The following is a 24,688-nucleotide window of genomic DNA, read 5'->3' as shown; positions in this document are numbered from 1 at the left end:
CGCGCTCGGCAGCGGCCGAGAGTGGGGGCGGTGCTCAATCGACAGGGGAGTTCTCCCCATCGACCACGGCAGGGCGCTCCTATACCGTCGGGGGTGACCTCGGGCACCCCGCTCTCCGAGGCAGTCGACGCCGAGGAGCCGCCATGACGTCGTTCGTCGCTGATCCCACCGCCGCCTTGTCCTTCTCGCTCGCGCGGCTGAAGGAGCCGAGGATCATGAACCCGGCGTGGCTGCCGCGCATCGACGCCGCAGCGCTCGCCCCCTCCTCGCTCGACGCGGCTCAGCAGCGCATCGTGGATCGTGCGCTCATCGCGCCCACGGTGCTGGCCCTCAGCGTCACCACCGCCTCCGAGCGTCGGGAGGTGACCGTGGTGGTGGACCGTGAGGGAGCGATCACTCTGACCCCCGACGCGGAGGGGACCTACCGCTGGGAGGAGATCGAGGTGGCGCAGACGGCGGCGCTGCTGGAAGCCCAGCTGCCCGCCGACACTCCACTCGCGGCCCCGCCGCAGATGACCGCCCGCAGTGAGAGCACCCGGCTCCCGCTCAGCCCCGAGCAGCAGCAGGCCATCGCCGCGCGCCGGGAGAGCGGGGTCCGCGCCCAGGACGCGATCGCCGCGCAAGAGGATCTCTCCCCGTTGCTGCGCGACGCGCTGCTCTCCGACGGGGACCGCGCGGTGCTGGATATCAGCCTCCACGTCCCCGCGGAGGGCGGCGAGGCACCACCGCTGCTGTTCCACCTGCTGCGGCACTGGACCGTGGGGGCGCACGGACTGTACGCGGCCGATGGAGATGAGCCGATCGCGACGGCGATCCACCGGGTTGAGGGTGGCGATGTGCTGGCCACGATGCTGCCGCTCCTGGCCGAGGGCGTGCAGCTCGCGCGCGGCGAGGCGGTGGCGGCATGACCTTCTACGGGATGGATCCGGAACAGGTGCGCACCCAGGCGGGGCGCGTGGGAGATGCCTCGCGCCAGCTGGATGAGCTCCAGCAGCGCCTGGATGCGATCACGCGCGGCGTGAGCTGGGTGGGGGAGGACAGGGAAGCGTTCCTCCAGCAGTGGAGCGGTGGGCCCTCCGCCCGGATGCGCGAGGCCACCGCTGATCTCACCGCCCGCTCCCAGCTGCTGCAGGAGGAAGCCGATCAGCAGGACCGCGCCTCCGGGGCGACCGACGGCCCCGGCCTGCCCGCCACCGGCGCTCCCGGGTCCGCCGCGGACTTCGGCGAGCTCATCGGCGGGGTCGTGGACGGGGTGCGGGACGGGATCGACTGGCTCGGTGATCGTGCCCGGGAGGCCGGTGAGGCCATCGGCGATGCGGTGGAGGGTGCTCGCGACTGGCTGAAGGACCGCTTCCAGGATGCGAAGGACTGGACGTCCGACCGGATCCAGGACGCGAAGGACTGGTTCGCCGACCGCAAGAACGATCTCGACGAGTGGTTCCAGCAGACCAAGGAGCGGTTCGACCGCCTGATCGCGGAGCTGGACCGGCCGTTCGCGGAGGTCGCCGCCGAGCGTCTCGTGAACGACATGGTCGAGGACGGCACGCTCAGCCACGTCACTGATGTGGAGGTGCTCGGGACACGCACGATCCCGGACCAGGAAGCCCCCGACAGCCTCGCGGATCTGCTGCTGGACAACGATGAGACCCGCAGAACGATCGACGGCACGGAGCCTCCGCGACAGTACCTGCCCGAGGATCAGGCCCAGATCCGCGTTCAAAAGGTGGTGGGTGCGGACGGCGTGGAGCGGTATGTGGTGCATGTGCCGCCCACGCAGGGCGCGCCTTTGCACGATGGGCTGAAGAACCCCATTCCGGGCTGGGATCAGCAGAATCAGCCCTTTGGCTGGGACAACAACCTCTATGCCATGGCCGGCAAGGAGAACGCGGGCGCGAATGCCGTGAAGGCGGCGATGGAGGAAGCGGGAATCCCGCCGGGCTCGCAGGTGGCCTTCGTCGGCCACTCCCAGGGTGGCCTGGTGGCGTCGCAGCTCGCGGATGATCCCTCGTTCAACGGTCCGGGTGGCTACCAGGTGACTGATGTGTTCTCGGTGGGCTCCCCGGTGGAGACCTTCACGCCTGCCGATTCCCGCACCGATGTGCTGAACGTCAGTCATGAGCGAGGAGGGTTCCGTCCCGGGGATGTGGTCCCGACGCTGGATATGGACGGGGCCTCGGCCCGGCACCCGTCAGGCAATCCGGCCCCGAATGTGCACGACGTCAGTTTTGGGACGCCGAAGCCCGCCGACGGGTTCGGAGGCGACATGATGGATGTGGCGCACGAGTCCGTGCGTCGCGATGGCAACGGGAACATCGACCCGAACTCCGGGTACTACGGCACGGTGCGCAACAACGGCGATGATGCGATGCTCGCCGCGAAGGATGAGCGGATGCGTGGGAAGTACTACGGGGACGGGACTACGGTCGCCGAGGACATCGTGGTGGATGTGAAGCGCGCCGACCGCTGAGAAAGGAGCCGCGGTGCCCCGGGAGCTGCTCGCGGGGCGCTGGATGAGCGGGAATCTACTCCAGGCCGTAAAGTTCGAAGAAGCGGCCCATCGACACCCAGGAGTTCTCGGAGGTGTCGAGCAGCTCGCCCACCGGCATCTCCGCCCCGTCGGTCACTCCCACGACGCCATCGGCGGGCCACCGCGCCGCGTTCTTGTCCATACGGTGGATCACCTCCACGCCTCGGCGCCACGCCTCGTCCAGAGCGTCAGGCAGCTCGTCAGCAGAGACAGAGAACGTGATGCGGCCGCTCACATTGTTGCCGAGCCCCCCACCGGGCCCGATGGTGAGGTCCACGGCCGTGACCCCTGGGGCGTCCATGATCGCTTCCTCCACAGCTCCGATGCTGGGCCGCAGGAAGCCGCAGCCGGTCAGCAGGGACAGCACGCCCATCGATCCTCCTATCAGGAGAGCTCTGCGCTGCGTCGTCATCGCTCCTCCTGGTGTCCTCGGGTCGCTCGCGGGAGCGTGGCCAGAGTACCGGGGAAGAGAGCTGCTGGCCCGGCCGATCCGTACCATCAGGGCTAGGGCGTGTCTCCAAACCTTGTGGTGGTCCTTGGTGTGATGGTGGACGGATGAGCCGACGAAGCATGTTGTCCGACGCCCAGTGGGGTGAAGCGCCCTGGGTTTCGTTCCGATTCAACTGAAGGAGAGTCGGAAGATGCTCAAGAAGTACACCCCCGGGCTGCGTGAGCGCGTCGTGCGGGTGGTCCTTGAACGCCAAGCCGCTCAAGGAGGGCCTCGCTCGCACTCCATCCGGGCCATCGTCCCGCTGGTCGGAGTCGGTGAAGAGAGGCTGCGGATGTGGTGCCACCGCCACGGCCGCGAGGTAGCACCAGTACCTGCTGGCGGGAGTCCGGCCGTAGAGATCCGCCGGTTCAAACGCGAGCTTGCTGAGGCCCGGCGCGCGAATGAGATCCTGAAGGCCGCCTCGGCTTTTTTCGCCTGGGAGCTCGACCGCCCCACGGCGAGATGATCGCGTTTATCGACGAGCACCGCGATCGTTTCGGGGTCGAGGCCATCTGCCGCACCCTTGGTGCGACAGCGTGTGGGTTCATCACCTGCCGGGCCTACGGTGCTGCGAAGACACGGGCCACCTCCGCGCGGGTGCTGCGAGATGCGATCCTTATCGAGGAACTCCGGCAGATCCGCGCGGAGAACTACAGCGTCTACGGGGTCCGGAAGATGCACCACGCGATGGTCCGGGCCGGCTGGCACATCGGGCGCGACCAGACCGCCCGGCTCATGCGGGCCGCCGGTCTGCAGGGAGTGCGGCGGGGCCGCAAGCCGATACCCAGGGGCTGGGGCTGCTGGCCCTTGAACATGCTCTGGTGAGCTCTGGTGCCAGCCCGGGCCGAGAAGGTCTGATCCACCACCGGGACCGAGGCGCCCAGTACGTCTGTCTGGCGTACTGGGCGCGCTGATCACCGCCGGGGTGAGCGCCTCAGTGGGAACCGTGGGCGACTCCTACGACAACGCACTGGCCGAGAGCGTGAACGGCCTCTACAAGGTAAGAGCTCATCCACTCCAAGCGGCTTTGGAGGTCCGTCGAGGTGGTCGAGCTGGCCACGATGGGGTGGGTGCACTGGTGGAACACCGCCCGCCTGCATGAGGCCCTCGGCTACCGCACTCCCGCGAAGGTCGAGGCGGCTTACACTCACGATCAGGACTCAGCGCCCGCTGCGCCTGACCTCGGAACGAAACCCAGGGCGCTTCGGGTCGGATCAGCGCAGGTCATCGCGCCCTACCTCGACCACCTGGTCTTTGATGACCGTGACGCCGGGGCCGATGTACCGCCCTTCGATGTCCTCCTGCAGCCCGCGAAGGGCCGGGTGCGTTGCGGTGCCCTGACGGACGGAGCCGTAATACCCAGCCGTGGGATCCACCTGGCTCGAGGACGTCCGCAGCACGCTGTTGTGGGCATTGTGGATCTGCGAGGCGGAGTCATAGGTCTGGACGGGGGCGTCGAGCCACACGTCCCGCACATTCGGTGCGCCGATGCGCGAGCCGTCGAGGCGAAAGCCGTTCAGGTCCAGGCGCGGCACCGGGTCGGCTATATGGGTCAACATCGGAGCAGGTGAGAGGGCCCCGAGGCCCTGCGGCGGGTCAGCCCAGACCGGGTTGTGCGCCACATTGATCACCTGGGTCCCGGCCTGTGCCGGGGCCACCGTCTCCACAGGGGAGCCGATGGAGAAGCTGTGGGTCACGGTGTAGGAGCCCGGTGCGCCACTGGTGTTGTTGAACAGGGGATCTGCGGCCAGCTGCGCGGCGGTGAGACCGCCCTGTGAATGCCCCACGAACATCACCTCCGCACCAGGCGGGACGCCAGCCGCCTCCAGCGCTCCCCGGACATCGGCCATGGCCGCGGACTCTTGGCCCGCCATCGACCGCAGATTAGAATCCCACCCCGCCGAGTTGCCCTGGGCACCCCACGCATCGGGAGCCCAGATCGGCTCGCCACCGGTCGGCGGGGCGTACACGATGTATCCCGCGCTGCCATCAGCCTGCCGCACCGTCTGAATGCGGATCTGGCCAGCGGCTGTCGGGTCGAACCCGCCGCCTGGTGCAGCGAGGCCGAACATCTCCCGGCGTGCTTCGTCATGGGTGTACACAAGGTCCGCGAGAGTCTGCGGAGTGCTCGGATCCTGGACCTCACGGATCCGGTGAACCTCGACGTCCGTGCGCGGATCCAGCAGCCCAGTGTCGGTGACGAGCTCCACCGGAGCGAGCGCCATCGAGCCGCCAGCGAGGATCGCACTGGCACCGAGCTCGCTGATGGTCGGCATGCGCTCGCCGGTTGCGGTGTCCTCGAGCAGACCACCGAGATGCTCCAGGTCTCCGCGCGCCTGCTCGATGCCGTCGAGATCCCATCCCAGCGTCCCGGCGCTCCAGACCAGACCGCCCAGCAGCGCGTCCGCGCCCCAGCCGATCCCGTCGGACACCAGCCCAGCCAGATGCGACATCGCGCCCTCCGCGGGAGCCTCGAGCCAGTTCGGAATCCACGGGTTATCGCGGTCCAGATACCCCGAGCCATCCCGGCCAGGCCCGATGGTTCCCCTGTCCGTCGCGCCACGCGGAGACTGAGAAGACATGGCTCCGGTCGGATCGGAGGCCGCCTCCTGCTCCGCGGCGTGGACGTACAGCTCGAGGGCATACCGCCGGAGCGTTCGCTGGGCATCGGCCAGGTCCCGGGCGGCCACGGACTCCCAGGAAGCCTGGAACGTCTCCGCGTCCTCCCCGGTCCACGCCACCGCGTGCACTGCGCAGTCCACTCGGTCCCGGAGTCGCTCGAGTGCTCCCGCAGCGCGCATCACCCGTTGGCCGTGATCGCGGGCCTGCTGCGGTGCCATCCCCCAGAAGCTGCTCATCGCACGGACTCCAGCTGGGGCGCCGCGGTGCAGCGACGCTTCTCAGTGCGCCATGGCACTGCTGCGCCCGGCAGCTCGCGAGCATCGAACGCACAGCTGCCCGCCCCCGGCGCGCTCGCCGTCGCGGGGAGCCTCGCCTGCCGCTGGACCATCATCCGCCTCCTTGGCCACAACCCGTCCCGTCCTCGTGCCGGGAGCGTAGAAGCGCACGGAGCGCCGAATCATGGGTAGGGGCTCCGATGTGGATAAGGGGGCTTTGTGGAGGAGAGGTCGTCCGCCCCGCCCCGTCGTCCCTGGTCTACAACCGTCGGTCCCGTTCGCCCTCGTAGACTGAGCGCCGCCCGATCCATCCCTGTCGACCCCGAGGAGCCGCTTCGTGCCCCGACCGTCCCGTCCGGCGATCTCGCCGCAGCTGCGCGAGGTGTACGCGGCCCTGCTTGCCCGCGCCCCGGAGAACCGCATCGAACCGGACCTGAGCCGCATCACGCGCCTGATGGACCTCATGGGCAACCCGCAAAACTCCTACCGGTCCATCCGCATCGCGGGCACCAACGGCAAGACCACCACCGCCCGCATCCTGGAACGGATCCTGCGCGAGGCCGGTCTGCGCACCGGACGCACCACCAGCCCCCACCTGCATTCGCCCACCGAGCGGATCGCAATCGACGGTGCCCCCATCGACGAGGACGGCTTCATCCAGGCTTACGAGGACGTCGCACCCTTCGCGCAGATCATCGACGCGCAGTCCGCGCAGGCTGGCGGCCCGCCGCTGACGTATTTCGAATACCTCACCGCCATGGCCTTCCAGGCCTTCGCCTCGGCCCCCGTGGACGTCGCCGTGATCGAGACGGGACTCGGCGGCACCTGGGATGCCACCGGTGCGATCAGCCCGGACGTCACGGTCATCACCCCCATCTCCCTGGACCACCAGGACTATCTGGGGGATACCATCGCCGAGATCGCGGGGGAGAAGGCCGGAATCCTCACCCGCGAAGCCACCGCCATCATCGCCGACCAGCCCTTCGAGGACGCCGCCGATGTGCTGCTCGAGCGCATCACCGCGCTCGGCGCCGAGGCCGCGATCGAGGGCCAGCAGATCGGTGTCACCTCCCGCACCCCCGGGGTGGGAGGGCAGATGCTCACCCTGCAGGGCATCGCCGGTCGCTACGAGCAGGTGTTCCTCTCCCTGCTGGGCGAGCATCAGGCCAGCAACGCCCTGCTCGCCGTCGCCGCGGCCGAGGCGCTGCTGGGCGATGGCCGCACCGCCCTGGACGGCGAGCTGCTGCATGCGTCGCTGTCCACCATCACCTCCCCAGGCCGCGCCGAGGTGGTCCGCCAGGCGCCGACGATCCTCGTCGACGCCGCACACAACCCTGCCGGCGCCCAGACCCTCGTCGAGACTGTCCGCGAGAATTTCCGCTTCACCCGCACCATCGGCCTGGTCGGCATCCTGCAGGAGAAAGACGCCACCGAGATCCTCGCCGTCCTCGAACCCCTCCTGGACACCGTGGTCATCACCCGCTCGAGCTCCCCGCGCGCCATCCCCGCCGACCAGCTCGCGGACCTCGCCCGCGACGTGTTCGACGACGAGGACCGCGTGATCGAGGAGGCGAACCTGCCCGATGCGATCCAGGCCGCCGTCGACCTCGCCGAAGAGGGCGGAGACCAGTTCGGTGGGGTCGTCGTCGCCGGATCCGTCACCCTCGCCGCCGAAGTGCGGGACCTGCTGTGCGCCGACGGGGAGGCGTGAGCATGCCGCTGGATCTCACCCCCTCGACCCGCCCCCACGGGGCGCAGCGTGCGATCAGCGCCACCGTGCTGATCATCGAGGCGTTCGTCGTATTCTTCGCCGTTCTCGTCGCCCATCAGCTGGTGCGCGAAGACCGCGTGCTCACCTGGGCTTGGGGGATTGCGACCGTGCTCGCCCTGGTGCTCGCCTCGGGGCTGCTGCGCCGCGGAGCCTGGGCATACTGGCTGGGATTCGCCCTCCAGATCCCCGTGGTGCTGCTGGGTCTGCAGGTCAGCGCCATGTGGGTGGTGGGTCTCGCCTTCGCAGCGCTGTACGCCTACGGCGCGATCAAGGGTCACCAGCTCGATGCGGAGAAGGACGCGGTCGACGCCCGGGTGCTCGCCCAGCGCGATGACTGAGCACCAGCGCCCGGCCGTTACCCTGGTGCCATGACCGCACAGCGCACCCTCGTCCTGCTCAAGCCCGATGCCGTCCAGCGCCAGCTGCGCGGCGAGATCATCCGCCGCATCGAGGCCAAGGGCTACGACATCATCGCCCTCGCTCAGCGCACCGCCACCGCCGAGGAGCTGGCCGCGCACTACGCCGAGCATGAGGGCAAGCCGTTCTACCCCGGTCTCGTGGAGTACATGGGGTCCGCGCCGCTGGTGGCCCTCGTGGTCGAGGGCGTGAACGCCATTCCCGGGTTCCGCTCCCTGGCCGGTGCCACCAATCCCACCGAGGCCGCTCCCGGCACCATCCGCGGCGACCTCGCCTGCGAGCTCGACCTGCCGGTGATCCAGAACCTCGTGCACGGCTCCGACTCCGAGGAGTCCGCCGCCCGCGAGATCGCGATCTGGTTCCCCGAGCTCGGCTGAGCCCGACCCGCCGCCCCAAGACCGTGCCGGTGAGCCCATGAGCGCGATGATCGTCACCGTGATCTTCCTGCTGCTGGCCCTGCTGCTGGCAGCGGGGATCCTCGTCGCCGTCGCGCTGCCGCATCTGCGCTCCTCCCGTGAGCGCCGCGACCAGCGTGCCCCGGAGACTCGCCACCGCTCCCGCACGGGCGAGTGACCGCACGGCTCGAGCGTGCTCGCGGGGCGTGGCGTGGCTGTGGCGTGGTGGCTGTGCGCGGGGGCGGGGCGTGCCCGCGCCTCTGCCTAGACTGTCTGCTGTCCCGCCGCATGCCGGCCCCGTCGACCTCGGAGGTGACCCGTGGAGCCTGATGCCCTACTAGCCCTGATCGCCGGTGGTGGCGGCGGGATCGTCGTCCTCGGCGCCGGTGCCTGGGCGTGGATCCGGCACCGCACGCGCTCCGGCTCCTCCGATCAGCCCGGCGAGGACACGAAGGATTCTCGCAGCACCTCCGGCGGCAGCACCGCCACCGCCGTCAAGGAACGGCCCGCCGCCCCCACCTGGGATGACACGCTCTCCGCCCCCGCGCCGCCGCGACCGAGCGACGAGCAGACCGCCCCGGCGCCGGGCGTCGAGCAGGCCGACCCGGCACAGCCCCCGGCGCCGACCGAGCCCACGGGTGAGATGGCCCCGTCGGCCGATCCCCTTGCCACTCCCACGGCCCCCGCGCCGTCCGATGCGCCCACGGACACAGCAGCGCCGGTCGAACAGGACCCGTCGGCACAGTCCGCCGCACCGGCTGAGCCCGTCGCTCCCGCGGAGCCCGTCGCTCCCGCGGAGCCGGCAGCCCCCGTCGGCCCTGTCATCGAGACCCCCGAGGCGCCCGGCGACCGCATGGTCCGCCTGCGCGAGCGACTCTCCCGCTCCGGCGCTATCGGCCGCGGCATCCTCACCCTCCTCACCCGCGGCGGTGTGGACGAGGACACCTGGGATGAGATCGAGGAGACGCTGCTGCTGGCGGACCTCGGCCCCGACGCCACCGACGAGATGATGCAGAACCTGCGCCGCCGCATCCAGGTGCTCGGCACCGACGACCCCGTGGCCGTGCGCGACGTGCTGCGCGAGGAGCTCATCACCCTCGTCAACCCCGAGCTGGACCGCCGAGTCGCCGCCACCCGCCGCACCGCACCCGACGGTACCGAAGTGCCCTCCGTGCTGCTCATGGTCGGCGTCAACGGCACCGGCAAGACCACCACCGTCGGCAAGCTCGCCCGCGTCCTCGTCGCTGCTGAGCGCAGCGTCGTCCTCGGCGCCGCCGACACTTTCCGCGCCGCCGCCGCGGATCAGCTCGCCACCTGGGGCTCCCGCGTCGGCGTGGACACCGTCCGCTCCGACCGCGACGGCGCCGACCCCGCCGCCGTCGCCTTCGACGCCGTCAAGGAGGGCATCGAGCAGGGCGCCGACGTCGTCATCATCGACACCGCCGGGCGGCTGCAGAACAAGAAGGGTCTGATGGATCAGCTCGGCAAGGTGCGCCGCGTGGCCGAGAAGGGCCTGCATGGAGACACCGTCGCCGAGGTGCTGCTGGTCATCGACGCCACCACCGGGCAGAACGGCATGCAGCAGGCTCGCGTGTTCGCCGAGGCCGTGAACATCACCGGCATCGTGCTGACCAAGCTCGACGGGACCGCCAAGGGCGGCATCGTCGTCAACGTCCAGCGGGAGCTCGGCGTGCCGGTGAAGATGGTCGGGCTCGGCGAGGGCATGGATGACCTCACGCCGTTTGACCCGTACGGCTTCGTCGACGCCCTGCTGGAGGGCTGAGAGGCCGGGGCCCAGGACGCCGGGGCCCAAGGCGCCGGGGGAGAGCGGCGGCCCGGCCTGAGCTGGGAGCCGGTGGCCTGGCCTGGGCTGGGAGCCGACGGCCTGGCCTGAGCTGGACGCGAGCGGCCTGGCCTGCGCCGCATGGCTGCGCCATCCGCCGAAAGGCGCATCGGCCCTGGACCGGGGCGCACGAGAGCCGACGGTCGTGGCGGTTCTCTCCCGGGTGCACCGGGTGCCGCCGCGGGGCGGCCACTACACTGGGGCGGTCCGCACCACCAAGGGGAATCGCTTCGTGTTCAACAACCTCTCCGATCGCATCACAGCGTCGCTGAAGGGACTGCGCGGCCACGGCCGGCTCACTGAAGCGGACGTCGACAAGACGATCCGCGAGATTCGGCGTGCGCTGCTGGACGCCGACGTCGCCGTCTCCGTCGTCCGCGAGTTCACCGGGCGGGTCCGGGAGCGGGCGCTCGGCGAAGAGGTCTCCAAGGCCCTGAACCCTGCCCAGCAGGTCGTCAAGATCGTCAACGACGAGCTGGTGGAAATCCTGGGTGGCGCCACCGGTGAGCTGCACTGGGCGAAGAACCCGCCGACGGTCATCATGCTCGCGGGCCTGCAGGGCGCCGGTAAGACCACCCTGGCCGGCAAGCTCGCGAAGTGGATGAAGTCCGAGGGGCACACCCCGCTGCTGGTCGCAGCCGATCTCCAGCGGCCCAACGCCGTGAACCAGCTGCAGATCGTCGGCGAGCGCGCCGGCGTGCCAGTGTTCGCGCCCGAGCCCGGCAACGGCGTGGGCAACCCCGTGCTGGTGGCCCTCAACGGCGTCTCCAACGCCCAGTTCCAGCAGCATGACGTCGTCATCGTCGACACCGCGGGCCGCCTCGGCATCGACGAGGAGATGATGCAGCAGGCGCGGGACATCCGCGACGCCATCAACCCCCACGAGACCCTGTTCGTGGTCGACGCGATGATCGGCCAGGACGCTGCGCGGGTGGCCGAGTCGTTCCGTGACGGCGTGGGCTTCACCGGCGTGGTGCTCTCCAAGCTCGACGGCGATGCCCGCGGCGGTGCGGCGCTGTCCATCACCGGCGTCACCGAGCGCCCCATCCTCTTCGCCTCCACCGGCGAGAGCCTCGACGACTTCGAACGCTTCCACCCCGACCGGATGGCCAGCCGCATCCTGGACATGGGTGACGTGCTCAGCCTCATCGAGCAGGCGGAGAAGGCCTTCGACCAGAAGGAGGCCCAGAAAGCCGCGGAGAAGCTCGCCAGCGGCGAGGACTTCACCCTCGATGACTTCCTGGCCCAGATGCAGCAGCTCAAGAACATGGGCTCCATCAAGAAGATGCTGGGCATGCTGCCGAACATGGGGCAGTACCGCGAGGCCCTCGAGAACTTCGACGAGTCCGAGCTGGGGAAGGTTGAGGCGATCATCCGGTCGATGACCCCGGCCGAGCGCAACAACCCCAAGATCATCAACGGCTCGCGCCGCTCCCGCATCGCCAAGGGCTCCGGCACTACGGTGCAGCAGGTCAACCAGCTGCTCGAGCGGTTCAAGCAGGCCCAGCAGATGATGCGGCAGATGGGTCGCGGCATGGCTGGCGGCGGCATGCCGGGGATGCCGGGCGGGCCCGGCATGGGCATGGGCAAGAAGTCGCGCGGCCGCCAGGCCCCGCAGCGCAAGGGCAGAAAGCCCAAGTCGAAGAACCCCGCCAAGGCAGCGCGCGAGCAGGCAGAAGCCGCGCGGAAGGCCCCCGAGGGCGGTGCAGGCGCGGGCGGTTCCGCGTTCGGTGCCGGAGCGGCCGGCCAGGGCGGGCAGGGCATGCCGGACCTCGGCGATTTCGACCCCAGCCAGCTGCCGCCGGAGATGCAGAAACTCCTCGGCGGGCGCTGACCCGCGGCGCGCCGGCCCGAGGGCCCGGCGCCTCTCCACCCTGCGAGGGCCCCACGCCGCGCCTCCACCTCGCGAGGGAGTCGTTTTGAGCCAAAATCTGGCTCAAAACGACTCCCTCGCGAGGCCGCGGGGTGCGCTGTGCTGTGGGGCCGTGCGGCGGTGCCTGCATCCACGGCACAGCGCCGGCGCCTCAGGCCGCCCGCTCAGCATGCAGGGCGCGGAGAAAAGCCTGCGGCCTGCGAATATCGGCGATGGAGATGCGCAACACCCTCCATCCCATGCGCCGCAGCGCCGCGTCCTTGCTGAGGTCCTTCTGCCATTGCGTCCGGTCCACGCGGTGGAAGTCGCTGTCGTACTCGATCGCGATGCGTTCTGCCGGATACGCGAGGTCCACGTAGTAGTGACGGCCGGTCGACGGGTCCCGCACCTTGAGGTTCGGCACGGGCTCCGGTAGCCCGGAGTCGATGAGGAGCAGGCGAGCTCGAGTCTCCATCGGCGACCACACGCCCTCGCGGGCTTCCGCCGTCGCTGCGACGACTGCGCGCGCCCCGGCTCCGCGCAGCTGACCAGCCATTCGCCGAACATCCTCGAGCGCCCATGGCATGACACACCCCTGCCCCGTGGTGACCAGCGCGTCGACGCAGATCACCAGGTCTTCGCGAGAGAACCGGCGGCTCAGTTGCTGCAGAACACGCACCGGATGGAAGAGATTCACTCCGCGGTGATCGAACGCCACGATTGGATGCGACTCATGCAGGCGAATGCGGGCTGTGGCTTTCTGACCGCCCCGGCGTTCGACGGCGCAATGCAGTGGCTCGCCGTCTGCGTGTGTCAGGCCGGCGGGGAGCGGGAGCCCGAGGTACTCCGCAGCGGTGACATGGGAGATCGGCGCGCCGGGCACAACGTATTTCTGCAGCGCGCGGACGGTTGTGCGCAAGTCTGCTGGCGCATCGGCGCGCGTCACGAAACCGGGCAACGGTGCGAGGATCTGGTCCGAGGCGAGGACCCGGGTGTGCATACCCTGGGCGAGAAGCTGTTTGCGCTGGTAGATCGCGCCCGGGCGAAGATCGTGTGCATGCCGCAGAGCCATGCTGTGACCCTAGACAGGGGCCGCCGCCCCTCGTCGCCCCGGACACCGCATTGTGGACAGCAGGGCACTGTGGAGGACGTATCGATGCGGGCACGGGGTATCGTGCACTGCGTCCAGCGTGAAGGAGTCATTCTGAGCCATTTTCTGGCTCAAAATGACTCCTTCGCGGGGTGGAGGGGGCCCCGCGCGCGGCTCGCCCGCCCCGCCAGCGCCGCGCCCGCCCCGCGCCGCGCCGCGCCCCGTAGGCTCGGGGCATGCTCCGTGACTCGATGCCTGCCCGCCGCACGCCCTCCTACCTGCGCCCCGCCCCGGACGGCGCGCCGGTGCTGCACCTGATGGGCCCGGTGATCCTCGACGAACAGCGGGAGCTGCCCGAGGCCTGGGTCGTCGGCGGGCTCATCCACCACGAGAAGCCCGAGCTGCCCCACGGCACCGAGGTGCGCACCCTGCGCGGCGCGGTCGTGCCCGGTCTCGCGGACCTGCACTGCCACCTCGGCATCGGAGACGGCGGGGGCGGGATCTCTATCGAGGAGGCCCGCGCCCAGGCCATCATCGACCGTGACACCGGGGTGCTGCTGGTCCGTGACGCCGGCTCGATCATCGACAACTCCCCGCTGCAGCAGCAGGGTGACCTGCCGCGCCTGGTGCGCTCCGGCCGACACCTCGCCCGCACCCGCCGCTACCTCATCGGATACGCCGACGAAGTGGAGCCGGCGGACCTGCCGAGTGCCGTCACCCGCGAGGCGGCCCGCGGCGATGGCTGGGTCAAGCTCGTCGGCGACTGGATCGATCGTGAGGTCGGGGACCTGCGGCCCTGCTGGGACGCGCCGACGTTCGCCGCCGCGATCGATGCGGCGCATGCCGCCGGAGCACGGATCACCACCCACACCTTCGATGAGGAGACGCTGCCGCTGGTGCTGGACGCAGGGATCGACTGCCTCGAGCACGCGACCGGTCTCACTCCCGCGACCATCGAGCGGGCTGCCGCCGATGGCGTCCCCGTGATCACCACGCTCGTGAACGTCGACGAGTTCGAGACCTACGCCAGCCAGGGTGAACGCAAGTTCCCCGACTACGCGGCGCATATGCGGCGCCTGCGGGCCGGGCGCTTCGACCGCACCCGGGACGCCCTTGACGCCGGGGTGCAGCTGCTGGTGGGGACCGATTCCGGGGGAGTGCTCGGCCACGGCATCATTCACGATGAGCTCGACGAGCTGGCCCGGGCTGGGCTGACCGCCTCCGAGATCCTCACCGCCGCGGCCTTCGCCCCGCGCCGGTTCCTCGGCGCACCGCTGCTGGAGGACGGCGACCCCGCGGACCTGCTGGTTCTGCCGGGCGACCCGCGCGATGACCACCGGGTGCTGCGCGATCTCACGCACGTGGTGCTCGGCGGGCAGATCGTCGCCTGAACCGCCGCACCCCGGTCGCCTGACCGCCGCACCCGCATACCTGGCGCCGCCTCATGTGCCCCGGGGCACAGCCTCCTGGGCTGGATCCGTGCCGCCGCCACCTGGCATACTTGACGAGCGTATGTGCCCGAGCCGGCCCTCTACCCGCTCGTGCATGACACCCCGAGGACCGTCAGCGCCCGCATCACCCCACAGGCAGCGGCGGCACTCACCCGAACATCCCTGAAGGAGAGTCCACCCACGTGGCTGTCAAGATCCGCCTGAAGCGCATGGGCAAGATCCGTGCACCGTTCTACCGCGTCGTCGTGGCAGATTCGCGCAAGAAGCGTGATGGCGCCGTGATCGAGGAGATCGGCAAGTACCACCCCACCGAGGAGCCCTCGGTCATCGAGATCGACTCCGAGCGCGCGCAGTACTGGCTGGGCGTCGGCGCGCAGCCGACCGAGCAGGTCGCCGCGCTGCTGAAGGTGACCGGTGACTGGGCGAAGTTCAGCGGTGAGGGCGACTCCGCCGGCTCGCTGAAGTCCGCGGAGGCGAAGAAGTCCGCGGAGGAACTCATCGCCGAGGCCGACAAGGCCGCCTCCGAGTCCCGTGAGGGCGCAAAGAAGGCCAAGGCCGAGGAGGAGGCTGAGAAGGCCGCCGCGGACAGCGACGAGGAGTCCTCCGACGTCGAGCCCGGCTCCGAGGAGGCCCCGGCTGAGGGTGAGTCCGCCGAGGACGCCGACGCCGCCTCCACCGACGAGGCCTGAGATGAGCGCCCGCGCCGAAGCTCTGGACCACCTCGTCCGCGGCATCGTCGACGACCCCGATGCGGTGCGTGTGACCGAGAAGTCCACGCGCCGCGGCCCGCTGCTCGAGGTGCGGGTCGCCCCCGCGGACCTCGGCCGCGTCATCGGCCGCTCGGGCCGTACCGCACGTGCCCTGCGCACGGTGACCACGGCGCTGTCCGAGGACGATGTGCGTGTGGACATCGTCGACGTCGACCGGCGCTGAGGTACCCCGCATGACCATCGGGAGCGGTGCTGCCGCGGTGACCTCCGGGTCCCGGCAGCGCCGCTCCGGTCATTCCCGCTCCCGCGCGCTGACCGGCATCGCCGCATTCGCCGCGGCCGCTGCGCTGCTGGGCGGCTGCACCGACCCCGCGCCAGAACCCACCCCCGGTGCCGGAGTGTCCGACGGGGGTGGGGCGGCCCCGGGCGATCCCACCGCAGACCCCGCCGCGGAGGCTGCGCTCGAGACCGCCTGCACCGAGTTCTACGGCGACCCTGACTACACCGCGCCCCTGTCCCGGGTGGTGCTGGACCGCGCTGCGACAGCGCCCGACATCGGCCCCTCGGACCCCTTCTTCTACACGATGACCGGTGATGACATTGACGCCGTCTTCGACGCTGCCCCCGAGGAGGCGCAGCAGGCTGCGACGGCCCTCGCCGAGTGGTTCCGCACCGAGCCCGAGCACGGCCAGGACGCCGACCGCGACGGATTCCGCGACGCCTGGGAGGGCCTGGCCGCCGCGTGCCAGGGCGCCTCGACGGCCGCCACCTGGATCATCGAGCCCGGGGAGGACGGGACGAAGCCCGCGCCGCTCGTGTGCTCGCGGATCTACGACACTCCCAGCACGCTGATCCATTTCGCCAACGCCAATGTCCTCACCTCGAACATGTTCCGCCTGGTGGGGCTGGGGGGTCGGAATGTTCCCGCGGAGCGGATGGACGATGTGCAGGCCACCGAGGATCTGCTGGCGCGGGAGAGCGCCGCGGTGGACGACGAGGCAGTGCGGGCCGGGATCGACGCGGTGCGCGTGCCATTCCAGGACGCTCTGCAGGGTGACATGTGGTCCGACGGGATCCAGCAGCCCCTGGATCAGCTCGCTGCAGCCTGCCGGGACGTCGGATATGACGTCCCCGCAGTGGTGGAGGACGAGGACAACAGTGCGGTGGTGGGCGCTCCGCGTCCCGGTGACCAGCAGGATCAGGAGACAGCATGAGCATGCGTGACGTCATCGTCGCGACCATCGGCCGGGCCCACGGCCTGCGCGGTGAGGTGGCGCTGCAGCTGCGCACCGACCAGCCCGAGGAGCGTCTGCGCCGCGGGGCGAGCTTCACCGTCATGGTCGATGGGCAGCAGCGCACCCTCACCGTGGCCCGCACCCGCCTCCAGCAGGACCGCTGGTACGTAGCCTTTGACGAGGTCACCGACCGCACCGATGCGGAGTCTCTGCGCGGCGTGGACCTCGTGATCGAGGTGGACGAGGCCGAGGAGGCCGCCGAGGACCCGGACGCCTGGTACCCCTCCCAGCTGAAGGGCCTGCCGGTGCGGCACATCGAGGATGACCGGGAGCTGGGTGTCATCGTGGATGTGGAGCACTACCCGGCGCAGGACCTGCTGGTGGTGCGCGCCGCCACGGGCCGACGGGTGCAACTCCCGCTGGTCACCCAGCTCGTGCCTGAAGTGGACCTCGAGGAAGGCGTGGTGCGGGCCGATCCGCCCGGTGGCCTGCTCGAGGAGTTGCCAGAAGACCAGCAGGGCCCGGAGCCGGAGACCAGCCAGCCGAGCCGGAAGCGCTGAGCGACTGTGCGTCTGGACGTCATCACCCTGTTCCCGGACTACCTGGCCCCGCTAGAACTGTCCTTGATCGGCAAGGCCCGCCGCGAAGGCCTGGTGGACCTGCACGTGTATGACCTGCGCGAATGGACCCATGATCGTCACCGCACGGTGGATGACACGCCACTCGGAGGCGGGGCCGGCATGGTCATGAAGCCCGAGCCGTGGGCGGAGGCTTTCGCCGCCGTGCGGGAGGCGGGGCAGGCGCAGCTGGGAGAGCAGGCGGAACCGCTGATCGTGTTCCCGAACCCGGCGGGGGAGCCGTTCGCGCAGGCCACCGCCCAGGAGTGGTCGAGCCGGCAATGGATCATCTTCGCCTGCGGCCGCTATGAGGGCATCGACGAGCGGGTGTATGAGCATCTGGCCGATGCAGGCTGCGAGGTGGCTCTGGCCTCGCTCGGTGACTATGTCCTCAACGGCGGTGAGGTCGCGGTGCTCGCGATCACCGAGGCTGTGGTGCGGCTGATTCCCGGCGTGGTGGGCAACGCCGAGTCCCTCGTCGAGGAGTCCCACTCTGAGGGGCTGCTGGAGTATCCGCTGTATACCCGTCCGGCGCGCTGGGAGGACCCGCGCGGCGTGGTCCGCGAGGCCCCCGCGATCCTGCTGTCCGGAGACCATGGCCGCATCGCCGCGTGGCGGCGCGAGCAGGCGATCTCCCGCACCCGGGAGCGACGACCGGACCTGCTGGAGCCGGGCCACGCCGAGTCCTGACAGAGGCGCGGCGCGCAGCGCCCATCGGCCTCGGAGCGGGGCCCCGGTACGTGCGCAGCGGCGGGGGAGCGGCCCCGGTCGGCCCTGCGCGGTGATGACCGGCACGAACTGTGCCCGGCCGCTTGCCGTCGCGCCGGGCGCGCTGACAGAATGACCCCTCGTGCGCACCGCGCGTCCCTCTGCCTCAGGGGAGGGCGCAAGAAGCGGTCGGGCAGGTCCGTGGCGATGGGAGTCGCCGCCAGAGGCCCAGCACACCGGTACCCGGGCTCGCCCGGGCCGGCCACACGGTTCCGCGAGGCCCCCGCCAGGGTGGCCGACGAACGACGCCGTCCGACCTGAGGCGGAGGGCAGGAGAAACAGACATGCAGAAGCTCGACGAGCTCGACAAGGCCTCGCTGCGCGAGGACCTTCCCGCGTTCCGCGCCGGCGACAACGTCAAGGTGCACGTGAAGGTCATCGAGGGCAACCGCTCCCGTATCCAGGTCTTCCAGGGCTACGTGATCGGCCGCCAGGGCCACGGCGTGGGGGAGACGTTCCGCGTGCGCAAGGTGTCCTTCGGCGTGGGTGTGGAGCGCGTGTTCCCCGTGCACGCCCCGACCATCGACAAGATCGAGGTCGTCACCCGCGGAGACGTCCGCCGCGCGAAGCTGTACTACCTGCGCAACCTCACGGGCAAGAAGGCTCGTATCCGGGAGAAGCGCGAGCACTCCTGATCCATCGGATGCGCTCTGCGACGATGTTCGGACGGCGGCGGCCCCACCTGCTGGTGGCCGCCGCCGTCTGCGTCGTGCTGATGCTCGTGGCTGCGTTCGGCGTACGGACCTTCGTGGCGCGCCCCTTCCACATCCCGTCCGCGTCAATGGCTCCCACCGTCCAGCCGGGGGATGTGGTGCTCGTGGATCGCACCGCACGCGGTACCGCTGAGCGGGGAGAGCTGGTGGTCTTCGACGGCCGCGGGTACTTCGAGCCCACCGATGAGAAGGGGGCCGGCGGCGCCTTGGGCGGCCAGTTCTGGCTCAAGCGCGTCATCGCCATCGGCGGTGACCGCGTGACCTGCTGCGGAGCCGATGGACGCATCACCGTCAACGGTGAGCCGATCGAGGAGCCGTACCTCGCTGCCGGGGTTGCGCCCAGTGAGATCACCTTCGACCTCGAGGTGCCTGAGGGGCGCATGTTCGTGCTGGGGGACAACCGCGCCGACTCCACCGATTCGCGCCACCTGCTGGGTGCACCCGGCGGCGGCATGATCCCCGTCGAGCGTGTGATGGGCCGAGCCGATCGAGTGGTGTGGCCACTGTCGCGTGCCGGCGAGCTCTGAGACTCAGGCTCGGCCGATAAGATCCCGACGATGAACGCGCCCGATCAGCACCGCACCGCCGACTCCGAGATCCCGGAGACGGCGGATCCTGTGGACGCTGCAGGCGCAGAGACCGTCGCCGCTGACCGACGCACCGCTGCCACAGATTCGACCGCCCCGGCAGGCTCCGCGGACCCGGCAGATCCGTGGGATGAGAGCGCACAGGACGCTGCCAAGCTCGAGGACGCTGAAGACGGCGAGCAGCGCCGCACGCGGCTGCCGCTGTGGCTGGACACCCTGGTGACGATGGTGGTGGCGCTGGTCATCGCGGTGCTGGTGAAGACCTTTCTGATCCAGCCGTTCTACATCCCTTCCGCCTCCATGAACCCCACCCTGCTGACGGATGACAAGATCCTCGTCTCCAAGCTCAGCCCCGGCGTGTTCGATCTCGAGCGCGGCGACGTCATCGTCTTCGAGGATCCCGGCGACTGGATCCCGGGGGACGCCACCGACAACCCCACCCCGCGGGTGCGGGTGCTGATGGCCCTGTCGCTGGTGGGTCTGGCCCCCGATCCCTCCCAGGATCACCTGGTCAAGCGCCTGATCGGCATGCCCGGGGACCGCGTGGTCTGCGCCGAGGAGGGGGCGCAGCTCGAGGTCAACGGCGTGCTCGTCGACGAGCCGTACATCAACCCCGCCACCTCCCCCTGCCAGGTCCCCTTCGATGTCACCGTGCCCGCGGGCAAGGTGTGGGTGATGGGCGACAACCGCCACGCCTCCGCGGACTCCGCCTGGCATGAGCACCACGGGGAGAACGGCTTCGTGGATCAGGCCGACATCACCGGCCGCGCCGTCACCGTGTTCTGGCCGATGGATCGCTGGTCCGGCCTGCGCGACGGCGAGGATGCCTTCGCCGACATCCCCGAGTCGCCGTGAGGGGCGCTGCGGCCCCCGACTTCACGACGGAGCTGACGCTCGCGGCCCGCTGCGGCCCCGGCCGCCGCATCGTGGTGGGCATCGATGAAGTCGGTCGCGGTGCGCTCGCCGGTCCTGTCGCGATGGGGGCCTGCGCGATCGAGATCCGCGACGGCACGGTCTCTGCGCTGCCCGAGGGCGTGCGCGACTCCAAAGCCCTGACTGCCCGGCGCCGCGAAGCGCTCATCGAACCGATCCAGCATGCGGCCCTCGCGACCGCCGTCGGCTGGGCCGGACCGGAGGAGATCGACGAGGCCGGGATCGTCACCGCCCTCACCCGCGCCGCCCTGCGCGCCCTCGCGCAGATCGAGGAGCAGACCGGGGAGGTGGATGCGGTCCTGCTCGATGGCAGCGTGGATGTCCTCACCCCCGTGCTCGCCGCCGCGGAGGGCACGGTGCCGCAGGTGGAGCTACGGGTCAAGGCCGATCGGGACTGTGCCTCCGTGGCGGCGGCGAGCATCCTCGCGAAGGTCGCGCGAGATGCGCGGATGGCCGAACTCGCCCAAGAGGCGCCCAAGTATGGGTGGGACTCGAACAAAGGCTACGGATCGGCGGTGCACCGCGAGGCGATCGACCGCCTGGGCCCGCACGCCCAGCATCGGCGCTCCTGGCGACTGGGCTCAGGGAAGCCTGCACCTGGCGTACTGTGGGAGAACCCGCCGCCCGGGCACGACAGGGAGGAGAATCGGTGAGCTCCCAGGACCTCGAGAACTACGAGTCCGATCTCGAACTGCAGCTGTTCCGCGAATACCGCGACGTTGTCAGCCTGTTCACCTACGTGGTGGAGACCGAGCGCCGCTTCTACCTCGCCAACCAGGTGGACCTGCAGGTCCGCTCCGCCGGCGGCGAGGTGTTCTACGAGCTGCGCCTGGCCGATGTGTGGGTGTGGGACATCTACCGCTCGAACCGCTTCGTGCGCTCCGTGCGCGTGGTGACGTTCAAGGACGTCAACATCGAGGAGCTCAACAAGCAGGATCTCTCCCTGCCCTGACGGCCCGACGGGCAGCGTCGGGGGCTGCGGTACAGGGACCGAGCGGCGCGGGAGCCGGGCGCTGCGACCTCTCCTCCACAATGCCCCGTCATCCACAATCTCAGCGGTGACCTATCGCACCGTGCCCCGCTCCGGCCACGCTGGCGGGCATGGATGCACTGACGAAGACCCAGCCCCCGACCGCCGGACTGCACCCACCGCAGCCCCTAGACCCCACCGCCGCGACACCCCCGCGGGCCGTGCGGGCGATGAGCACCCGCGAACTCGGCGCCGCCGGCGAGCAACTGGTCGCCGAACGCCTCGCCGCCCAGGGCTGGCAGATCATCGAACGCAATGTGCGCTTGCGGCACGGAGAGATGGACATCATCGCCCTGGACGGCACCACCCTCGTGTTCTGCGAGGTCAAGACCCGCCGCAGCTTCGTCACCGGCGTCCCGCAGGCCGCCGTGACCGGCCAGAAGCTGCGGCGTCTGCGCCTGCTGGCCGGGCAGTACCTCATGGAGCAGCAGATCCCGCACCGCGATGTGCGCATCGACGTGATCGCCGTTCACGCCCACCCCGAAGGGACCTTCACGCTTGAGCATCTACGGGCGGTGGGCTGAATGGGGCACGCCAGCACCCTGTCCGTCAGCCTCACAGGCCTGGACGGCTCCATGGTGGAGGTCGAGGCCGATGTCTCCCCGGGCCTGCCCGCCTTCGCGCTGGTGGGCCTGCCGGACTCCTCGACGTTGCAGGCCAAGGATCGGGTGCGCGCCGCCGCGGCCCGCTGCGGTCTGCATCTGGCCCAGCGTCGCATCACGGTGAACCTCTCCCCGGCCTGGCAGCCTAAGCACGGGTCCGGGTTCGACCTCGCGATCGCGGTGGCGGTCCTCGCCGCGCAGGAGGATCTGCCGCAGCCACCGCCCCCGGACACGGTGCTGCTGGGGGAGCTGGGTCTGGACGGGGTTCTGCGCCCGATCCCCGGGGTGCTTCCCGCCCTGCTGGCCGCCCGTGACGCCGGGGCACGGCGGGCCGTGGTCCCCGCTGGCAACCTGCCGGAGGCGCAGCTCGTGGAGGGCCTGGACGTGGAGGGGGCCGAGCACCTCGCGACCTTGCTGCTGCGCTGGGGTGCTGATATCCCGCCGCCCCCGGACCGGGAGGAGATCCCGGGCACCGGGGGCGCCGCCCCGCGTGAGGACGGTTCCGCAGGGCGTGAGGACACAGCGACCGGTGACGCGCCGGGCGGACATAGTCCGGATTTCGCCGATGTGATCGGGCAGGCACAGGCGCGGCTCGCCGCGGAGGTCGCCGCCGCCGGTGCGCACCACCTGCTGCTGGTGGGCCCGCCCGGGGCGGGAAAAACCATGATCGCCTCCCGCTTGCCGGGAATCCTGCCCCCGCTGGGGACCGAGGATGCCCTGGTCGTCTCCGCGATCCATTCGCTCTCCGGTGGTTTCGACGCGCGCGGTGGCCTGCTGCGCACACCCCCGTTCGAGAGCCCGCACCACACCGCGAGCGCCGCTGCTGTGGTCGGCGGTGGGGCCGGGATCGCTCACCCCGGTGCGATCTCTCGTGCCCACGCCGGGGTGCTGTTCCTCGATGAGGCCCCGGAGTTCTCCGCCCGCGTGCTAGAGGCGCTGCGTGAACCCCTCGAAACCGGGGACGTCACCTTGCATCGCACCCGCAGCGTCACCCGGTACCCCGCCCGCTTCCAGCTGGTACTGGCCGCGAACCCGTGCCCCTGTGGGAAGGCGTGGGGTAAGGGCGCGGACTGCTCGTGCAGCCCGCTGCAGCGCCGCCGCTACCTCTCGCGGCTGTCCGGCCCGGTCCTGGACCGCGTGGACATGCGCCTGCACGTGGGGCCGGCCGATATCCACCGCACCGCAGGTGAGGACACCGAACCCAGTGCGGCGATCGCGGCGCGCGTCGCCGCAGCCCGGGAGAGACAGGCAGCCCGCTATGCCGGACGGCCCTGGTCCACCAACGCCCATCTGCCCGGACCGCTGCTACGCGGGGAGTTCGCCCCCGCCCCGGCCGAACGCCGCCTCCTCGAGCACGCGGTGGCCCAGGGCCGCCTGACCCTGCGCGGCCATGACCGGGTGCTGCGCCTGGCCTGGACTCTCGCGGACCTCGCCGGTGCCGACGCCCCCGCGGCCGATCACATCGGCCTCGCCCTCACCCTGCGCGAAGGAGACCGACGATGACCAGCTCCGCCATCGACACCCACAGCTCCCGCACCGCGGCGGCCGCAGAACGGACTGCGCGCCTGACCTGGTCGCTGATCGCCGAACCCTCCGACCCCGTCGCTCACCTGGCTCGCTCCGTGCTCGGGCCAGCAGTGGCCCTCGAGGCCGCGCGGGAGGCCACCGATCATGAGCTGCTCGAGGCCCTCGGTGGCACCCTGCCGAGCGACGCCGCAGATCCGTCCCCCGGCAGTCACCGCTCCCGCGCCGCGAAAGCCTTGGCCCGCTGGCGTGCCCGCCTGAAGGTCGTGGACCTGCCGCGCGCGCTCGCCGATGCTGAGCGACGCGGCATCCGCGTCATCACCCCCGCAGATGAGGAATGGCCGATGATGCTCGGGGACCTCGAGCACACCGCCCCGCACTGCCTGTGGCTGCATGGGCCCGGACTCCTCGACGAGCTCATCACGCCCCGGAGCATCGCCCTGGTGGGCTCACGCGCCTCGACCCCGTACGGCGAGGACACCGCCGGGTCGCTGGCCGCAGCCTTCGCCGCACACGGCGGCACTGTCGTCTCCGGCGGCGCCTACGGCATCGACGCCGCCGCCCACCGTGGGGCGCTCGACGCCTCCGATGGCGCAACGATCGCTGTGCTCGCCGGGGGACTGGACCGCCTCTATCCGCGCGGCAACACGACGCTTCTCGAACGCATCCGGGAGCGGCACCTGCTGGTCAGTGAAGCCCCGCCGGGCACGGCGCCCACGCGCTGGCGGTTCCTGGCACGCAACCGGCTGATCGCCGCCCTCTCTCAGGCAACCGTGGTGGTCGAGGCGTCTTGGCGTTCGGGAGCGCTGTCCACCGCGCGCCATGCCGATGACCTCTCCCGTCCCGTCGGCGCGGTCCCGGGCCCGGTGACCTCCCCGGCGAGCGCCGGCTGCCACCGGATCATCCGCGAGCGCGGGGCCGTGCTCATTACCGAAGGACAGGACGTGCAGGACCTCCTGCCAGGCGGACCGGCGGCAGGGGAGGGGGCCTTCGCCCGCCAAGATGCACTGGATCTGCTGACCCCGGCGGATCGGCGCGTGCTGGATGCGGTCCCGCCCCGCTCTGCGCTCTCTCCGGAGCGCATCGCCCAGGAGATCGGCTTCAGCCCCGTCGAGGTCCAGGCGGCACTCGCTCGCCTGGATCTGATGGGGCACGTGGAACGGTCCGGGGGCCGGGTCCGACGCGCCCGGGCACGGTCCTGAGAGTCTTCGCGGAACGGTCTGCGGGAGACTGGAT

At 70.6% G+C, this 24,688-nt stretch carries 25 protein-coding genes and 1 pseudogene; 23 read left to right on the top strand and 3 right to left on the bottom strand.

From position 1 onward, the window contains the following. The first annotated feature begins 143 nt into the window (after positions 1–143). Both CJ197_RS10245 and CJ197_RS10240 read left to right on the top strand, forming a co-directional pair. Positions 144–908 (top strand): hypothetical protein, encoded by a 765-nt coding sequence (locus CJ197_RS10245; RefSeq protein WP_102236647.1) that lies wholly within the window; start codon positions 144–146, stop codon positions 906–908. Continuing rightward, the gene (locus CJ197_RS10240) at positions 905–2,467 is read left to right on the top strand and encodes a hypothetical protein (RefSeq protein ID WP_102236646.1); all 1,563 of its coding nucleotides are present in this window, start codon (positions 905–907) and stop codon (positions 2,465–2,467) included. Before CJ197_RS10245 ends, CJ197_RS10240 begins: the two co-directional genes overlap by 4 nt. 55 nt (positions 2,468–2,522) lie before the next feature. Here the strand turns inward: CJ197_RS10240 and CJ197_RS10235 are convergent, their stop codons facing one another. After that, positions 2,523–2,900: a hypothetical protein gene (locus CJ197_RS10235; RefSeq protein WP_102236645.1), complete on the bottom strand. Its 378-nt coding sequence runs from the start codon at positions 2,898–2,900 to the stop codon at positions 2,523–2,525. A 268-nt stretch (positions 2,901–3,168) separates the two neighbouring features. Between CJ197_RS10235 and CJ197_RS10230 the strand changes: the two are divergent. After that, positions 3,169–4,162 (top strand): annotated as a pseudogene (locus CJ197_RS10230) (IS3 family transposase); the annotation flags it as partial. A 69-nt stretch (positions 4,163–4,231) separates the two neighbouring features. On the opposite strand, the gene CJ197_RS10225 reads toward CJ197_RS10230, so the two are convergent. Beyond that, positions 4,232–5,875 carry a hypothetical protein gene (locus CJ197_RS10225; protein ID WP_102236644.1) on the bottom strand — a complete coding sequence of 548 codons (1,644 nt, stop codon included), beginning with the start codon at positions 5,873–5,875 and terminating at the stop codon, positions 4,232–4,234. Between the two features lie 376 nt (positions 5,876–6,251). On the opposite strand from CJ197_RS10225, the gene CJ197_RS10220 reads away from it, so the two are divergent. From CJ197_RS10220 to ffh, 6 genes are all read left to right on the top strand, one after another. Next, a complete protein-coding gene (locus CJ197_RS10220) occupies positions 6,252–7,625 on the top strand; it encodes a folylpolyglutamate synthase/dihydrofolate synthase family protein (protein ID WP_102236643.1) in 1,374 nt (457 codons plus the stop codon). A gap of 2 nt (positions 7,626–7,627) precedes the next feature. Next, entirely contained in the window at positions 7,628–8,023 is a 396-nt protein-coding gene (locus CJ197_RS10215) for a DUF4233 domain-containing protein (RefSeq protein WP_102236642.1), read from the top strand. A 30-nt stretch (positions 8,024–8,053) separates the two neighbouring features. Continuing rightward, positions 8,054–8,479: a nucleoside-diphosphate kinase gene (ndk, locus tag CJ197_RS10210; RefSeq protein ID WP_102236641.1), complete on the top strand. Its 426-nt coding sequence runs from the start codon at positions 8,054–8,056 to the stop codon at positions 8,477–8,479. Positions 8,480–8,516: 37 nt separating this feature from the next. Further along, positions 8,517–8,675 (top strand): hypothetical protein, encoded by a 159-nt coding sequence (locus CJ197_RS15155; protein ID WP_158239438.1) that lies wholly within the window; start codon positions 8,517–8,519, stop codon positions 8,673–8,675. 141 nt (positions 8,676–8,816) lie between these two features. Beyond that, on the top strand, positions 8,817–10,280 hold the full coding sequence (ftsY, locus tag CJ197_RS10205) for a signal recognition particle-docking protein FtsY (RefSeq protein WP_102236640.1): 1,464 nt from the start codon (positions 8,817–8,819) through the stop codon (positions 10,278–10,280). A gap of 292 nt (positions 10,281–10,572) precedes the next feature. Further along, positions 10,573–12,174, top strand: coding sequence for a signal recognition particle protein (gene ffh / locus CJ197_RS10200; RefSeq protein WP_102236697.1), 1,602 nt, complete (start codon positions 10,573–10,575; stop codon positions 12,172–12,174). Positions 12,175–12,364: 190 nt separating this feature from the next. Here ffh and CJ197_RS10195 read toward each other — a convergent pair whose 3' ends face one another. After that, on the bottom strand, positions 12,365–13,264 hold the full coding sequence (locus CJ197_RS10195; RefSeq protein WP_102236639.1) for an endonuclease domain-containing protein: 900 nt from the start codon (positions 13,262–13,264) through the stop codon (positions 12,365–12,367). Between the two features lie 254 nt (positions 13,265–13,518). Here CJ197_RS10195 and CJ197_RS10190 point away from each other — a divergent pair, with 254 nt between their 5' ends. From CJ197_RS10190 to dprA, 14 genes are all read left to right on the top strand, one after another. Further along, entirely contained in the window at positions 13,519–14,673 is a 1,155-nt protein-coding gene (locus CJ197_RS10190; protein ID WP_102236638.1) for an amidohydrolase family protein, read from the top strand. A gap of 242 nt (positions 14,674–14,915) precedes the next feature. Further along, a complete protein-coding gene (gene rpsP / locus CJ197_RS10185) occupies positions 14,916–15,422 on the top strand; it encodes a 30S ribosomal protein S16 (protein ID WP_102236637.1) in 507 nt (168 codons plus the stop codon). Position 15,423: 1 nt separating this feature from the next. Further along, positions 15,424–15,666 (top strand): RNA-binding protein, encoded by a 243-nt coding sequence (locus CJ197_RS10180; protein ID WP_102236636.1) that lies wholly within the window; start codon positions 15,424–15,426, stop codon positions 15,664–15,666. Positions 15,667–15,676: 10 nt separating this feature from the next. Further along, complete coding sequence (locus tag CJ197_RS10175; RefSeq protein ID WP_233190841.1) at positions 15,677–16,657, top strand: hypothetical protein; 981 nt, start codon at positions 15,677–15,679, stop codon at positions 16,655–16,657. Further along, positions 16,654–17,238, top strand: a complete 585-nt coding sequence (gene rimM / locus CJ197_RS10170) for a ribosome maturation factor RimM (RefSeq protein WP_102236634.1) — start codon at positions 16,654–16,656, stop codon at positions 17,236–17,238. Before CJ197_RS10175 ends, rimM begins: the two co-directional genes overlap by 4 nt. Positions 17,239–17,244: 6 nt before the next feature. Beyond that, a complete protein-coding gene (gene trmD, locus CJ197_RS10165) occupies positions 17,245–17,985 on the top strand; it encodes a tRNA (guanosine(37)-N1)-methyltransferase TrmD (RefSeq protein ID WP_102236633.1) in 741 nt (246 codons plus the stop codon). A 362-nt stretch (positions 17,986–18,347) separates the two neighbouring features. After that, complete coding sequence (gene rplS / locus CJ197_RS10160) at positions 18,348–18,698, top strand: 50S ribosomal protein L19 (RefSeq protein ID WP_102236632.1); 351 nt, start codon at positions 18,348–18,350, stop codon at positions 18,696–18,698. Positions 18,699–18,706: 8 nt separating this feature from the next. Further along, on the top strand, positions 18,707–19,303 hold the full coding sequence (lepB, locus tag CJ197_RS10155; RefSeq protein ID WP_102236631.1) for a signal peptidase I: 597 nt from the start codon (positions 18,707–18,709) through the stop codon (positions 19,301–19,303). A 30-nt stretch (positions 19,304–19,333) separates the two neighbouring features. Beyond that, positions 19,334–20,218, top strand: a complete 885-nt coding sequence (gene lepB, locus CJ197_RS10150; protein WP_233190839.1) for a signal peptidase I — start codon at positions 19,334–19,336, stop codon at positions 20,216–20,218. Further along, a complete protein-coding gene (locus CJ197_RS10145) occupies positions 20,215–20,949 on the top strand; it encodes a ribonuclease HII (RefSeq protein WP_233190837.1) in 735 nt (244 codons plus the stop codon). Before lepB (CJ197_RS10150) ends, CJ197_RS10145 begins: the two co-directional genes overlap by 4 nt. After that, a complete protein-coding gene (locus CJ197_RS10140; protein ID WP_102236629.1) occupies positions 20,946–21,248 on the top strand; it encodes a DUF2469 domain-containing protein in 303 nt (100 codons plus the stop codon). Before CJ197_RS10145 ends, CJ197_RS10140 begins: the two co-directional genes overlap by 4 nt. Before the next feature lie 149 nt (positions 21,249–21,397). Continuing rightward, positions 21,398–21,850, top strand: coding sequence for a YraN family protein (locus CJ197_RS10135; RefSeq protein ID WP_233190835.1), 453 nt, complete (start codon positions 21,398–21,400; stop codon positions 21,848–21,850). Continuing rightward, complete coding sequence (locus tag CJ197_RS10130) at positions 21,851–23,431, top strand: YifB family Mg chelatase-like AAA ATPase (RefSeq protein ID WP_102236628.1); 1,581 nt, start codon at positions 21,851–21,853, stop codon at positions 23,429–23,431. It begins immediately after the preceding gene. After that, positions 23,428–24,654, top strand: a complete 1,227-nt coding sequence (gene dprA / locus CJ197_RS10125) for a DNA-processing protein DprA (protein WP_102236627.1) — start codon at positions 23,428–23,430, stop codon at positions 24,652–24,654. Before CJ197_RS10130 ends, dprA begins: the two co-directional genes overlap by 4 nt. Positions 24,655–24,688: the final 34 nt, after the last annotated feature.

The sequence above is a fragment of the Brachybacterium sp. UMB0905 genome (assembly GCF_002871795.1).
In the GTDB taxonomy this organism is placed as follows: domain Bacteria; phylum Actinomycetota; class Actinomycetes; order Actinomycetales; family Dermabacteraceae; genus Brachybacterium.
This window is presented reverse-complemented; position numbering and strand designations above follow the sequence as displayed.